The 14,235-nt window shown below is 69.3% G+C and carries 12 protein-coding genes and 1 pseudogene; 5 read left to right on the plus strand and 8 right to left on the minus strand.

Translation table 11 applies throughout. The features are described 5' to 3' along the window. Positions 1-27: 27 nt before the first annotated feature. Entirely contained in the window at positions 28-867 is an 840-nt protein-coding gene (locus tag ACWCQ1_RS42960) for an AfsR/SARP family transcriptional regulator (RefSeq protein WP_358610721.1), read from the minus strand. A 256-nt stretch (positions 868-1,123) separates the two neighbouring features. Here ACWCQ1_RS42960 and ACWCQ1_RS42965 point away from each other — a divergent pair, with 256 nt between their 5' ends. The 3 genes from ACWCQ1_RS42965 to ACWCQ1_RS42975 all read left to right on the plus strand — a co-directional run bounded on the left by ACWCQ1_RS42965 (position 1,124) and on the right by ACWCQ1_RS42975 (position 5,969). Then, positions 1,124-1,306 (plus strand): hypothetical protein, encoded by a 183-nt coding sequence (locus ACWCQ1_RS42965; RefSeq protein WP_133049839.1) that lies wholly within the window; start codon positions 1,124-1,126, stop codon positions 1,304-1,306. 1,008 nt (positions 1,307-2,314) lie between these two features. Continuing rightward, positions 2,315-5,152 (plus strand): BTAD domain-containing putative transcriptional regulator, encoded by a 2,838-nt coding sequence (locus ACWCQ1_RS42970; RefSeq protein WP_451028984.1) that lies wholly within the window; start codon positions 2,315-2,317, stop codon positions 5,150-5,152. 490 nt (positions 5,153-5,642) lie between these two features. Then, entirely contained in the window at positions 5,643-5,969 is a 327-nt protein-coding gene (locus ACWCQ1_RS42975) for a hypothetical protein (protein WP_451028985.1), read from the plus strand. A gap of 241 nt (positions 5,970-6,210) precedes the next feature. Here the strand turns inward: ACWCQ1_RS42975 and ACWCQ1_RS42980 are convergent, their stop codons facing one another. Further along, complete coding sequence (locus ACWCQ1_RS42980) at positions 6,211-6,543, minus strand: hypothetical protein (RefSeq protein WP_133049837.1); 333 nt, start codon at positions 6,541-6,543, stop codon at positions 6,211-6,213. Between ACWCQ1_RS42980 and ACWCQ1_RS42985 the strand changes: the two genes are divergently transcribed. Further along, a complete protein-coding gene (locus ACWCQ1_RS42985) occupies positions 6,514-6,930 on the plus strand; it encodes a TetR/AcrR family transcriptional regulator C-terminal domain-containing protein (protein WP_451028986.1) in 417 nt (138 codons plus the stop codon). The two genes, ACWCQ1_RS42980 and ACWCQ1_RS42985, sit on opposite strands and share 30 nt — an antisense overlap. 234 nt (positions 6,931-7,164) lie before the next feature. Here ACWCQ1_RS42985 and ACWCQ1_RS42990 read toward each other — a convergent pair. The 3 genes and pseudogenes from ACWCQ1_RS42990 to ACWCQ1_RS43000 all read right to left on the minus strand — a co-directional run bounded on the left by ACWCQ1_RS42990 (position 7,165) and on the right by ACWCQ1_RS43000 (position 9,640). Next, positions 7,165-7,860 (minus strand): annotated as a pseudogene (locus ACWCQ1_RS42990) (DUF429 domain-containing protein). Further along, a complete protein-coding gene (locus ACWCQ1_RS42995; protein ID WP_358610739.1) occupies positions 7,769-8,488 on the minus strand; it encodes a class I SAM-dependent methyltransferase in 720 nt (239 codons plus the stop codon). The pseudogene ACWCQ1_RS42990 and the gene ACWCQ1_RS42995 overlap by 92 nt, the downstream one beginning before the upstream one ends. Before the next feature lie 189 nt (positions 8,489-8,677). Then, positions 8,678-9,640 (minus strand): zinc-binding dehydrogenase, encoded by a 963-nt coding sequence (locus ACWCQ1_RS43000; RefSeq protein WP_451028987.1) that lies wholly within the window; start codon positions 9,638-9,640, stop codon positions 8,678-8,680. 165 nt (positions 9,641-9,805) lie between these two features. Here ACWCQ1_RS43000 and ACWCQ1_RS43005 point away from each other — a divergent pair, with 165 nt between their 5' ends. Continuing rightward, entirely contained in the window at positions 9,806-10,450 is a 645-nt protein-coding gene (locus ACWCQ1_RS43005; protein WP_451028988.1) for a TetR/AcrR family transcriptional regulator, read from the plus strand. 542 nt (positions 10,451-10,992) lie between these two features. Here the strand turns inward: ACWCQ1_RS43005 and ACWCQ1_RS43010 are convergent. The 3 genes from ACWCQ1_RS43010 to ACWCQ1_RS43020 all read right to left on the minus strand — a co-directional run. Beyond that, positions 10,993-12,423: a hypothetical protein gene (locus tag ACWCQ1_RS43010; protein WP_451028990.1), complete on the minus strand. Its 1,431-nt coding sequence runs from the start codon at positions 12,421-12,423 to the stop codon at positions 10,993-10,995. 318 nt (positions 12,424-12,741) lie between these two features. After that, a protein-coding gene (locus ACWCQ1_RS43015; protein ID WP_451028991.1) for an IS5 family transposase occupies positions 12,742-13,505 on the minus strand; the annotation gives its coding sequence in 2 pieces (ribosomal slippage) (positions 12,742-13,193 and positions 13,193-13,505; 765 coding nt in all). Positions 13,506-13,741: 236 nt separating this feature from the next. After that, a partial coding sequence (locus ACWCQ1_RS43020) for an alpha/beta fold hydrolase (protein WP_451028989.1) occupies positions 13,742-14,235 on the minus strand: 494 nt, incomplete at its 5' end.

A 14,235-nucleotide genomic window follows, 5' to 3' on the forward strand; every position in this document is an offset into this window, starting at 1 on the left:
GCCCGCGCCCGGGTGTGCGGCCGGTCGTCACCACGAGGCTGGAGCAGCGTGCACGGCCACCCGCGGCAGAGGGAAGCGTTCCGCACAGCCCAGAGCGGGGTCATGCCGGAGGATCCGGGAATGCACCCCGGCAAGGGCCGGCGAGGGCTCGATTCCGTGTTCCTCCCTGAGCAGGACACTTGCTGTGCGGTACGCACCCAGCGCGTCCGCCTGCCGTCCCAGACGGTATAAGGCGATCATCAGCTGACCCCACAGCAGTTCCCGGGTGGGATGCGCCTGGACCAACATCTCCAGTTCGGCGGCGGCCTGCGTATCGAGGCCCAGAGCGAGCGCGGACTCGATCCGGGCCTCCGTCGCCGAGAGCCGCCGTCGCTCGAGTTGGACCGCTGCCGCGGCGATTCCTGGCAGGTGACCGAACTCGGCGAAGGCATCGCCTCGCCACAACCCGAGCGCCTGAGTCAGGTACTCGAACGAGATCCGAGGCTGCGCCGCCAGTGCCTGCTGGCCCGAGGCCACGAGGTGCTCGAACCGTCCGGCGTCGATGCAGGCCGGGTGCACATGCAGTTCGTAGCCTGGTGCGCGGGTGACCAGCGCTGTCGCCGCGTCGGCCCCGCCAACGAGACGCAAGGCCGCACGCAGCCGCGACACATAGGTGCGCACCGTGCGGTGCGCGTCCCGCGGAGGACGCGGACCCCATAACTCGTCGACCAGGGTCCCCACACTCACCGTCCGTCCGGGAGCTGCAGCGAGCCGGGCAAGGACTCCCCTTGGTTGAGGGCCACCGAGATCGACGGCCCGTCCGTGCACGACGGCTTCCAGCGGTCCCAGTACGCGCACGTGCAGTCCGTGCGTTTCCCACGCGGTCATATGTGCCCCTCCTTACGGTCCGACGTGTCCGTGATCGGGCGAGCTGATCCGAAATGATCTTGGTGTGCGACTGCATGCATGTCATGTGCTGCTCCTCTGCGCGGCCCACAGTCGGAGCCGATATGGCGGCCGCCGACCCTGTCGAGATGGTGCGCAGGCCGGACCGCATCGGGGCCGTTCGTGAAGGTGACAGCCGTCGCGTCGGGCTCGAAGCTGCGGGCGACGCCCGCACCACCGCGCATCTGCACCCCGGCCGATGGCCGGGCAGCTTGCCGCCGGGCTCGACGCCCGCACCCGCACACCTGCCACGCCAGCGCCGGCTTGCTCCCCGATCAGCGCGCGCCAACAGCTGCGCTTCGCCCAGCCGGCCCTGACCCGTCTCGCCGACGCCGGCATCAATGACCTCGTCGACGTCACCCCCAACCTGCTCCATCGCTAGCGCCTGGCACCTGATCGGGACGTCTGCCCCAGGTGTCGCTGGGCGCGCTGGTGACCATCGGGTTCCGGATCGTCGACGGGGAGGGCGGACTGGACGACCGTCTGCCTCGACGGCGTTCCAATCGCTCTGTGCTCGGTCTGGTCAACCTGGTGGCAGCCGAGGCCCTCAACCGCGCACCGCCCTCGGACCGGCTGGTAAGGGCGATGACACCGCAGGGACTTCCCGGCATCGGGCAGGCGGAACGCCGCTGCAGAGTCTCTTGCGCCTTTCTTGGCGGTGGCCGGTCTCTTCGGGGCCGTCTGGACGCGCAAAGGGTGCACTGGCTGGTTGCTGCCACCGAGTACGGCGCTCTGACCGCCGTCTACTGTGCCGGACCGGACCTCCGAACCCCGGGCAAAGCTGTCACCGTCGTCGAGCGCGGCGCGTTCACGCATGCTCGTGGCTGCGTCTTCCTGGACCGTCTGCCAGACCTCGCCGGGCGTTGTAAGTCCGGCCCCTGTGCCGTGCACTTGAGGACCACCTTCCCGTCCAATCGGGTCGCGCTGCGCAGCACGGGTGGCCGGCGCTCGGTGCACCCTCGAAGTGGAAACGCTGCGCCCTGACTTCGCCGCGGCGCTGGTCACAGGAGGGCGACGGCGCCCTCCATGACGCTTCGCCCGCCGCCGTCCGAGGCGTCCGGTGAAGGCTGCGGATGCGGCGCGGCATGCCCGGCGTGCGGCTCGTGCGGTCGGTTCGGCCGATGCGCCGGTAACTGCGCGGTACTTGTTGCTGTCGTTCGTCGTTGTTCGTTCACGTCCCTCTCCTCCTCAAAGCCGCGCGACCGGCTCCTCGTACCGCCGTCAGGCGGGCGGTGCGCCGGTGTGCGTGGGACTCTCCGTCCCAGCAGACTGAAGTCCGCGGTATCAGAGTGAATTTCGAGTGTGGCTGAGAACGTTGTCGAAAGGTTGTCACCCGTCGCGAGAATGTGCGTAGTGGGTGAAGAAAAGCAGCACAAGGGGTGGGGGCTTCGTGGTGGAACTGCGCCTTCTCGGATCCGTGGAGCTCTCGGTGTGGGGCCGCACGGCTGAGGTCGGCCCGCCGCAGCGTCGCACGGTGCTGGCCGCGCTGGCGGTGGACAGCGGTCGGCCCGTCACGGTGGACGTGCTGATCCGACGGGTGTGGGGCGTCGATCCGCCGGCCGGGGCGCGGCGTGCGCTGCACGCCCACGTGGCTCGGCTGCGCCGACTGTGCGAGCAGACCGAGGAGTCGGGACAGTCCCCTCTACGCCTGGTGCGCCGATCGGGCGGGTACCTGCTCGAGGCCCGCCCGGAGCAGGTGGACATCCACCAGTTCCGGCAGCGGGTCGGCCGGTCCCGGGCATCGGGCCGGACAGACGAGGCTCGCGCGGCCCTGTTGCGCGAAGCCCTTGGGCTGTGGCACGGGGAGCCGCTGGCCGGGCTCGGTGGGCAGTGGGTGGAACAGGTGCGGGAGGCCTGGCGGAGGCAGCACGTCGACGCCGCCGTCGCCTGGGCGAATTTTGAGTCACGCGTGAGTGATCCCGTTGCCGTGATCGGTCCGCTGACCGACCTCGCGGACCAGTATCCGCTGGTGGAACCTCTGACCGAGGCGCTGATGCGGGCACTGCACGCCGCCGGGCGCAGCGCCGAGGCGCTGGACGCCTACGCAAACGTCCGCAAGCGGCTCGCCGAGGAACTGGGAGCGGACCCCGGCTCAGAGCTGCAGAAGGTCCACGAGTCGATTCTGCGCGGAGGCCGAGCCGAGACGGTCGCACGGCCGGGGCCCGGGGCGCCGGTCAGGGCCACGGTCCCGCCTACCTCTGCGCCCGTCCAACTGCCCATGGGAGTAAGCGGCTTCACCGGGCGGGGCAAGGAGCTCGCCCAGTTGGACAAAGTCCTCCTCTCAGTGACGGACCAGCCGTCAGCGGTAGTGATCACAGCCGTGTCGGGCGCGGCAGGGGTGGGCAAGACCGCGTTGGCCGTGCACTGGGCGCGGGGGGCCCAACGATCCTTCCCTGACGGTCAGTTGTACGTTAACCTGCGTGGCTTCGCTCCCAGCGGGTCCGTGATGAGCTCGGCGGAAGCGGTGCTGGGGTTCCTGGACGCTCTGGGGGTGCCGCCGGCCCGGATCCCGGCCGGTCTGGAGGCGCAGGTCGGGCTGTACCGCAGCCTTCTGGCGGGGCGCCGGATGTTGGTAGTGCTGGACAACGCCCGCAGCGCCGAACAGGTACGTCCGCTGCTGCCCGGGTCGCCCGGCTGTCTGGCGCTGATCACCAGCCGTCGATCCCTGATCGGTCTGGCCGCCACCGAGGGGGCGCAGCTGCTGAACGTCGGCATGCTCAATGCCGGTGAGGCCCGAGAACTGCTGATCCGCCGGCTGGGCGAGGATCGGGTGGAGGCCGATCCCGATGCCGTACAAAAGATCATCGGCCGATGTGCGGGCTTGCCACTCGCGCTCGCGATCGTCGCTGCCCGGGCCGCCGCTCAACCCGATCTGCCGCTAGCGGCACTCGCCAAGGAACTGTGCGAGGCCGACGGGCGCCTGGACGCCCTCGACGGCGGGGAGGCGAGCAGCCAGGTGCGGGCGGTGTTCTCCTGGTCGTACCGGGCGCTGAGTCCGCAGGCCGCCCGGCTCTTCCGATTACTGGGTCTGCATCCCGGTCCCGACGCCGCGCTCCCGGCCATCGCCGCCCTGGCCGGCGTACCGGCCGCCCGCGCCCGTGAACTGCTCGCCGAACTGGTGCATGGACATCTGCTCACCGAACAACCCGTCGTCGGCCGGTACGCCTTCCACGACCTGCTGCGCGCCTACGCCGCCGAGCTGGCTGCCAGCTACGACGGCGACGGCATCCGGCACGCCGCGGCGTACCGCCTGTTCGACCACTACCTGCACATGGCCCACCGCGCAGACGCCCTTTTGACACCCCGGCCCAGCCCGGCTCCGCTGCCGTCCGCCCAACCGGGCGCCGAGGCCGAGGAGTTGTCAAGCCATCAACATGCACAGGTTTGGTTCACCGCCGAGCGTTCTGCCCTGCTCGCCGCCGTGGAGCAGGCACCCGCAGCCGGTTTCCACCGCCACGCCTGGCAGCTCGCCTCGGCGCTGACGACCTATCTCGACCGGCACGGCTATTGGCGGGCGCTGGTCACGGCGCATACCACCGCGCTGGACGCAGCCCGGCTCCATGGCGATGTCGTCGGGCAGGCCGAGGCCCACCGAGGTCTCGGCCTCGCCGAGGACCGACTGGACCGTACCGCAGACGCGCGCGCCCACTACCTGCGGGCGCTGGAACTGTTCGGTGAGATCGGCAGCGAGGCCGGGCAGGCCCGCATCCATCAGCACCTGTCCCGGATGTCCGAGAACCAGGGCCGGCATCAGCAGGCGCTCAGCCATGCCCACGCCAGCCTCGCCCACCACCGGGCCGCCGTCGACAGAGCCGGACAGTCCGCTGCTCTCAACCACATTGGCTGGATCCTCGCCCAACTCGGCGACCACCAACAGGCCCTCCAGCACTGCCTTCAGGCTCTCGAACTCGCCCAGGAGACCGGTGACCTCAACGGACAGGCGCATATCCAGGACAGCCTCGGCTACATTCACGACCGGCTCGGTGACCACGCCGAGGCCGTCGACCGCTACCAGCAGGCCGTCGACCTTTTCCACCAGTCGGGGGACCGGCTGAGCGAAGCCACCGGTCTCGTCTGCCTCGGCGACATCTACGACGCTGACGATCGCGCGCACCCTGCCCGCACCGCGTGGACCCAAGCCCTGGCCATCACCGCGGAACTCGGCCTGTCGGACACGGATCCGCTGTGTGCCCGACTCCTCGAACGGCTCGGTCCCACGTCGGCCTGATACTGGGTCAAGCCGGTCGCACCCGCCGCACTTGAGGGCCATCACGTAGCGCGGGTGCGGCTGACGGTCGATCTCGGACCGGTCGTACTCGTTGCCCAGCGAGTCCTTCACCCACGGGATGCGCACCCCACGCTGCTTCTTCGCCACACGCCTCTCTCCCTCAGAGGCCCCTCCATCGGTGCTCTCTTGGTCCTCCTCCCCCAACACCCGCAGATCTTTGTCGACTTGGACACCTGAACAAGGGAATGCTCCTTCTGCCTCCTGCCACGGGCCAGAACGCACTGCCGACGGCCAGGTACTGAGAGCGCTGTGGCCGCTCCCCACTTACGTGTGTCTCAGCCCCGCCGGGTCTGGAACGGGGCGACGTCGAACACGCTGTTGGACCCGTCATTGCGCCGCCGCTGAATTGACCTGGCGCGCCCTGCCCCGAGCCTCTGGAAACGCTCAAGTTGCTTGGCAGCCAGGGCAGCTGGCCACCACCCTGATCCGCATGGGAATCCTGGGACCGTCCAAAGACGCCGCCCTCGTACTGCGCGATGCGGATGTGATCGCGGCCGTCCTGCGCCAGGCGCTGGCCGATGCCCCGCCCGAGGAACGCGCGGGTCTGGAACGCGCCGTTGCGATCGCCGAGTCCACCGCCGCCGCCACCGAGGCCGAGGTACGCGCGCGCTGGGTCCGCTCCCGGCTGGCCACCGTCGGCTTCACCGGGGATGTCGCCTCGGTCGCAGCGGTGAAGGCGCTGCGTCAGGCGGAGCCGGGACTGAGCCTGGTGGCGGCGGTGCACCTGCAGAAGGAGGCCGTGGCGCATCCGGAGTGATCGTTACTCAGCGTTCGGTGCCGGCGAGTCGGCGGTTTCGATTCCCCGCTGGCGCTGTAGGCGGCGGGTCACCGCGAAGGTGGTGACCTACATGTCAGCGTACGGGTGGATGTGCGCCACCCTGTACGGATGAGAGTGCACCAGCATGGTGGCGCTGACGGGTCGTGTCCATGAGCCGACTGTCGAAGGTTCGGGGTGCCGGCAGAGGCGGCCGCTCGAGACCACCCCTGCCGGCGCTGGATCAGGATGCTTCCGTGATCCGGTTGAAGAGTCGGCCGGCGAGGTCGACGCCTGTGACTGCGCCGTCGGCGTCGCGGGAGAAGTAGCCGCGCTGCCCCTTGAGGCCGCCTTCGGTGATGACGTATTCGTCCGCGTCGCCGGGAAGGAAGCCGATGTCCGCGGCCGGGTAGTCCGGTGGCATGTCCTCGTCCGACGCCTCACGGGTGTCCGGCTTGATCCCGACCGCCAGGGTGAGGCGGGTACCGTCGGTGGCGATGTCTAGGTTCAAGGCGTCGATCTCGTAGCGGCCGACGACCTGTCGGGCGTGCCCCTCGTCGTACGGGACCGGCTCCACCTCCTTCACGGACCCGGCCAGGCCCGGCACAACGACCTCAGCCTCGCCATCTACGAAAAGGCGGGCTTCGCCGCCGCCGACGCGGACCGGGCGGCCGCCTCCGTGTTCACCTTCGTGCTCGGCAGCGCGCTCGGCCCTGCCGCGCAGGTCTCACTGAACCGCCGGCTGAGCAAGAACGGCGCAGACGCCGACCAGCTCATGGCCGACGCCATGACACGCGCCACCGAGACCGCCATGCAATTCCCGCACCTGCGCGAACGCCTCGGCACCAGGGCCGCCACCGAGTACACCGCAGCGCCGGACAACACCTTCGCGTTCGGCCTTCAGTCCCTCCTCGACGGCTTCGAGGCCCGCCTCACCGCCGGCCACGCCAGCCGACGCGAATGACCGCCCCGGACAACACCCGCCCGACCAGCCCACTGGCCCTTTCCCCAGCTTCGCGCCGACCCGCAAGCAGGGCGGAGGTGCGGCAGAACGGGGACACCGACGTGACTGAGCGATGCACATATCTCCGTACTTGATGGTGCACTCAGACGAGTACGCGGACACCGCCGCCTGTGATCCAGCCCCAGCCTTCCGCCAGCAGCGTGTGAAGACCATCGTGCTCCGCGATGCAGATCGTCAGCCGAGAAGGACCGGCTCGCAGAGGAGCAAGGGAGCGCCCTGGGGTGAGAACCGGGTCTCGACGGCACGGCCTTCGGTATCGAGCTCAGGCACCTCGGGGATGCGGCCTGCCGCCCCCTGCGCGATCCGGTGCGCCGACCATGCCGCGGCGGCTGCGTCGAGGACGTCGTCCGCCGGCACGCGGTCCGCCTCACCGAGCTCGTCCGGCATTAGGATCCCGGCCTCGGCGAGCAGGGAGCGGCGCAGGTGCTGACCGCGCCAGGTCTTTTTCGCCTAACTGAGCGGCGCGCCGTCGGCCAAGGCGCCGAAGGACACTTCGGGGTGCACCTCGTGGACCCCGTCGTCGGCCAGCCTGCACGCCTGGGCCTCCAGCAGTTTCGGCGCCGGCGCCCATGCCTGCTTGGTCAGCCGGTTTCCGGTGAGTTCCTGGCACTGGTCCGCGGCCGCCGTGTACTCCCTCTCCTGCCACGCCACCCTCGGCACGACAGCCCGTTTCCGCACACGGGAAGACGTCATCAGGTTCCTGGACCCCGACACAACCAAGACCAAACCGACGTGTTGATTCCCGTGAAGCCCTGAACGAGCGCTTGAACGCTGGCCGTCAGAAGGCGTGAAACGCCTCAAAGGGCGGCTCGAACGGTGAGTCAGGCAAGCGTATGGCCCTGCAGCGCGTCGCCGGCTCGGCCGGGACATCAGCGGCAACCGCCCTCCGAGTGCCGTCGGCAAAGGCGCCGGGAATCACCCTCCACCCTAGGTTCTGCTCGTAGTACCGGACGGCGGCCTCCACTGAGGGCACCCCAGCGTCGTCCATAACGATCAGCCCGCCAGGTCGGACTATCTTTCGCAAAAAGTACAAATCTACGAAGACTTCATGGAACCGGTGGCTACCGTCCACGAACGCCGCGTCGGCCACAAGACCTTCAGCGAGGAGTTGCGGGAGCGCGATCGACGAAGGTGCGGTCATGAGCGAGGCGATCGAGTCCAGCCCCACGGAGCACAGCAGACCCCAGCCGACATTGGACCAGTCACGTTCTTGAAACGGGTCGATGATGATGTGCCGGGGACGCGGAGCGTCGACGGTGACCAGCGCTTCGCCGATCGCAAGCGCGGAACTGGCGTAGGCGAGACCGATCTCAACAATCGTCTGCACGCCCTCGGAGATCAACAAGTCGCGCAGCCGGTCGCAATCACCTTCGGGCACTGCGACGGTCTCGAAGTCCGCCTCGCGGTCCCGAGTCCACGGCGGCCCCTCCTGCGCGAGCCGGCGACGCACCTCCCGGATCCGCGTCCTACGGTCATCCGATTTCCGAGTGCTGGCCACCCCTCCACGCTACGGGCGCAGCTTCTCTGAAGGCGACCCCGCACGGCGGCGCACCCTGATGCCGGATGAGACAGCGGTCACAGGGCACACGACGCCCGTGCCCAGCGTGACTTCACTGCCGCCGGGCGTCAGCCACGGTCTGAGCGGTCCCATTTCGTTAACCGGGACCGCGAACACCGTCCGGCCCGTTCAGGGCGCCAGCACAACCCTGCCGAACACCTTCCCCGCGTCCATCTCACGGTGGGCCAGCACCGCCTGGTCCAGCGGCAGCACTGCATGCACGACTGTGCGCAGGTCCCCGTGCGCAGCATCGGCGAAGTGGGACGACCGCACGGCCTGCCGCTCGGGGCCGGGCACGGCGTCAGAGCTGAAAGTGGCGAACGACAACGACCTGCGGAAGGCATCCATCAGCCGCATGCCGAAGTCCGCCGGTGGCTGCCCACCGACCACACCGACAGCCACGTACCGCCCGTTGCAGGTCAACTTGTCCAGGAAATGAGGAAGCTGGGGACCCCCCACGACATCGATCACCACGTCGAAGCCCGCCAGTGCGTCCGGGCCGCCCTCGCCGGAGCGGTCAAGGACATAGGTCGCGCCCAGGTCCCGCAGGCGGGCGCCACGCTCCACCGACGAGGTAGTAACCGCCACCGCGCTCGCACCGCCCCTGGCTGCGAGCTGGACCGCCGTAATCCCGATGCTGCCCGCAGCACCGCGCACGAGCACCGTCTCGCCAGGCGTGAAACGGGCCCGGTCCAGGGCGAAGTGGGCGACCACGCCGGAGCCGCCGAGGGTCACCGCGTCAGCGCCGCTCAGACCGTCGGGCAGCGGAAGGACGTCCTCGATCAAGGCGACGGCCTGCTCGGCATACCCACCGGACAGGCCGGTGAACGCCCACACCCGCCGCCCGATCCACGAGGCGTCCACGCCCCCTCCCACCTCGGTGACCTTTCCCGCGACCTCGCTGCCGAGGATATGGCCCTCCCGGAAGCCGTAGGCGGCAAGCGTTCCCCGGCGGATCACGGCGTCCACGCCGCCTACCCCGATCGCCTCCGTGGCGATCCGCACCTGCCCCGGGGCAGGAACGGGCACGGGCACATCGACGATCTCAAGGCCATCGGGGTCTCCGAACGTACTGATCACGGCGGCTTTCATATCGGCTCCTCGGGTCGTTGGAAGGACGGATCGCAGCTCCTACGGCCGTAGCGTCGAGCCGACCCCCACGGCCGGGGCATCACCGGCGAAGTGCCGGGACGGGGCGGCAGCACCGCCATCGGACCGTAACGGACGCCCCCGTCCGCTTGGCTAAAGTGAGAAACGATGACCAGCCGTTTGCCTCAGACCGTGCGTTCCGACGCCCGCGACAACCGGGCCCGCATCCTGGACGCCGCCCGCGCGGTGTTCGGCGAAGAGGGCCTGAGCGCGCCCATGCGCGAGGTCGCCCGGCACGCAGGCGTCGGCCCCGCCACCCTGTACCGGCACTTCCCGGCCAAACAGGTACTGATCGCGGAGACCTTCGCCGAGCAGCGGCGGGCCTGCCACGCCGCCGTCCGCGACGCCCTAACGGACCCGGACCCGTGGCACGGATTCCGGAGCCTGATCGAGCGGATCTGCGAACTCCACGCGCACAGCCGGGGATTCGCCGACGCCTTCATGACGGCCTTCCCCGAGGCCATGGACTTCACCGCCGACCAAGAGCGCACTCTGCGCGCGGTCGGAGAACTGGCACGCCGCGCCCAGGAGACCGGCCAGCTGCACCCGGGCTTCGTCGTCGACGACCTGGTCCTCATGCTCATGGCCCACCGGGGCCTCCAAAGCACGCCCCGTGCCGCCCGGGCCGCGGCCTCCCGCCGCTTCGCCGCCTACGTAATCGAGGCGTTCCGCGCCGCACCACAGACGGAAGCGCCTACGCCGCTGCCGCCAGCACCACATCTGCATCTCACAGACTCGCCCAGCACGCCGTAAATTTCGTCACCTGCAGGTCCGTCAACGGCGCAGCAAGACAGCCTTGCCGGGTCCCTGCGCAGCCAGGTTGGTCAGCGCAGCGGAACCATCTACGGAGGTCCACAACCTCGGCTGTGCGCTCAGGGACGTTCCAGTAGCCATCCTCAACGGTGCCGCTGCGCCCGTACAGTTCACCAACCTGCCCGACCGGCCCAGCCCTGCCGTCTCCGTCCCGCAGCTCACCTCTGCTCCGAGACACTGGCGCCCGCAGCCGGCCAGGGACTCCGGCGTGTCAAGTCGTGTTCCTGCCGCAGAGGTCGGCGACCAGGCCGCTCTCGGACGCCCCGTAGATCTGGCGCAGCACGGGACTGAAAACGTCCGACTGCCTGTCGCAGCCTGGCTGCGGTCGCACCGATGTAGGCGAGAGTTCTCAGTGACGAGAAGCCGTCACAGCGCCCTGGTGTCGGCAGCTGACTGTGCAGTGCGCCCAACGGGGCGAGCGCCGTGCCCGCCCTGCTCCTGCCGGGGCGGGTCGGGCGCGGCCGGGTACGGGGAGTTCGTCCCTACGCCTTGCCGTCCGCCAGCTTCCACTCCCGGTGCAACGCGCCCAGGGGGATGGGGTATTGGAAGACCGGGGTGCCGAAGATGGACAGCTGCAGCACCAGGGAGCCGCTCAGGTCGACGCCACCGTAGAGCGTCCAGGCGCCGGTCGATGCGATGCCGGGCTTGGTGCCAGAGCCGGCCGGGATGGTGCCGGCAACGGTGCCTGCGGCGTCGACTCGCAGGTAGGGGGCCAGGTCGGCGGTGACGCCCACGGTCCCGTACAGGCCGACGCTGGCCTGTGCGCCGAGGATCGCCTTCACACTTCCTGCGGCCGTGACGGACGCACCGATCGGAGTGCTCGCCATGTGCGATTCACTGACCGGTGTCCAGCCCTTGCCCGGGCTGAAGATGCCGCCCGCCTTGAAGTCGCCGTTGACGTTCTGCTCGACGCCGACGGTGACGCTGCCGTCCGCACTAACCTGGAAATAGCAGGTCAGATCGAGATTCACCACGACGGGAATCGGGCCCACCTGGAGCACGGGGTCGGCGTGCAGCTTCGCGAACGGCAGCCGGATCGGCTTCGCGGAGGCGGCGACGCGCCCCTTGAGCGCCCACTGCGAGGACCAGGCACCGGTGACGCCGAGGGACGCCGCTCCCGGCGCCGACCCGGTCGATGCAGTCGAAGCGCCACCGCCGTAGGAGAAGTCCACCTCAGGTGCGACCTGGACGAACCCGGACACGGAAGCTTCCGCCGAGGCGGGTGCGCCCTCGGCCGTCGCGACCTTCGTGGCGACATCGACCCGCAGGCTGCCGAGCGGGACCTTCGTCCCCTCGGGGCCGGAGTGGATGTCTCCCGTCTTCGCCCAGGAGACCTTCACGTCGGGTAGCAGGCGCTCGACGTCGAAGGAGGCGGGGTCGACGGGGACGGTGCCCTTCGCCTCGCTGTCGCCGAACAGCTTGTCCAGGGTCGTCGGCGCGGTCTGCACCTCGGTGCCGTCGGCCGTCTCGTCGATCACCTTGGTGACCTTGGCGAGAAGCCCGTCCGGGGCACCGGGTGCGGGGGCGCTGGCGATGACATCGCCGACGGCGGCATTGCCGGGGGTGTTGCCACCGGGCGTCGCGGTCGGAGGCGGTGATGTATTCGCCTTGCTCACATGGGATATGACGGCCCGTCTGGTGCGGCTGTCGTACGACTTGACCGTGAGCGAGGTTTTGCGGGCCTTCCCGCCTGCCGTGCCGGGACGTGCCACGGCGGTCGAGGTGGCTGCCGCCGCGGGGGCGGCGGCCACGGTGAGCGGTTGGTCCCTGTGCGCGGTTGCGGAGGTGTCGGCGGCCGGGATCCGTTCGGCGGCGGAGGTGTGGGTGCCTGGGCCGGAGGAGCAGCCGGCGGAGAGGAACAGGGCGGAGGCGGCGAGCGCGGGCAGGAGGGCGCGCAGGGGCCGCTTGCGAATGCGCAAGATCAGTCCTGAGGGGAGGCAGTGAGGTTACCGAGGAGTAACTGATGCGAGCATGCCATGAAGAGGTTTCACATCTCCACCCCGCCCGAGGTGACGTGCACCACGACCATGGATTCGTCAACTCGCCTGTCAAATACGCAAATTGACATCTCGTCAGGAAATGCGGGAATTCGTGATGCCTGTCGACAGATCCCCCTGCCATGCCAGTTGGGCCAGGGCGCGATCCTGCCACGCGACCCCACGCTCTTGGACAAGGTGATGGTAATTCCGTGGGAAGGGGTGCCTGGGTGGGCGGGAACCTTAGACTTCATCTCATTTGGTGAGTCTGCGGTAGCAGATGAGGGTGCAGGCGGTGCTGGTGAAGGCCAGGAAGTGTTCGGCTTTGCGCTCGTAGCGGCGGTGCAGTCTGCGGCATCCGGCGAGCCGGGACATCGTGCGTTCGATGGTCCAGCGGTGGCGGCCCAGTCGGGTCGAGGACTCGATGCCTTTGCGGGCGATACGGTGCCGGATGCCGCGCCCGCGTAACCATCGCCGCAGGTGGTCGTAGTCGTATCCCTTGTCGGCGTGGAGCTTTGCCGGTCTGCGCCGCCGGCGTCCGCGCCGCGAGCGGATCGGCGGTATCCCCTTCACGAGCGGGATCAGCGCCTGGCTGTCGTGCAGGTTCGCCCCGGAGATCCCGACGGACAGGGGCAGACCGGTCCGATCGGTGATCAGGTGGATCTTTGAGCCGTACTTGCCTCGATCGACAGGATTCGGGCCTGTCAGCTCCCCCTTTTCAAGGCCCGCATGTTCACCGAGTCGATCGCGCAGCGGGACCAGTCCAACTCGCCGCGGGAGCCGAGTTCGTCGAGGACCAGGCGGTGGAGTTTTGCCCACACGCGGGCCTTGGTCCACTCGGTGAATCGCCGGTGGGCCGTCGCGCCCGACGGCCCGAACGAAGCGGACGGCAACTGCTGCCACGTGCAGCCCGAGGTCGCCACGAACACAATTGCGGCCAGCACTTCGCGGTCGCCGTGCCGACGTCGGCCACCCCCCTGAGGCCGCGAAGGCGCCTCCGGCACCACTCGCTGGAACATCTCCCACAACTCGTCCGGCACCAGCCGCTCAACGATCCCTGCCACGACCGGCAGCTTACCCAGCCAAATGAGATGGCGTCTAAGGCAACGCAGGCCGTGAGAAGCCGAGGGCGGGTCGTGGGAGCGGATGGGTCTACCACGGTGCTGCGGCGAACGAGCGGCGTACAACGATGCCGTGGTCGTGCCGGCGCGCGGCCTGTGTGAGGGTCACGCTCCGGCCAGTTGTGCACGGGCGTCTACTCAGTCTGGTGACCGTCCAGGAAAGGGCGAAGAAGCTGGAGAAGGGCGTCGGGGCGGTGCAGGGGGATGATATGGCCACAGTCTTCCAGGAGATGACCGGTGAAGTCGTCAGCGATCGGACAGAGCTGGCGTTCCAATGCCCTTCCGACGGGGTGTGAGCCGATGGTCATCGTGGGCATCGTCAGCCGTGTAGCGGAGACGGCCTGCTCGATCTGCGTGGCGGTTTCGGGCAGGGCCCGGTAGTACGCGAACGCGCAGCGCAGGGCTTCGCGTCCGGTGTAGGCGGCGACGAATGCATCCCGCGCCTGCGCAGGCACGCCGGAGCCAAGGGTGCCGGCATTGAGGAACCAGTCGATGTAGGCGGCCTCATTGCCTTCCACCACGGTTTCCGCGAATCCCGGAACGGCGTGAAAGCCGAACCACCACGGAGCGCCTCCGGTGAGGAAGTCCTCGGCGCCGGGCAGGCGGCCGACCAGCGCCTCCATGACGA

Source organism: Streptomyces sp. NPDC002144, assembly GCF_053593695.1.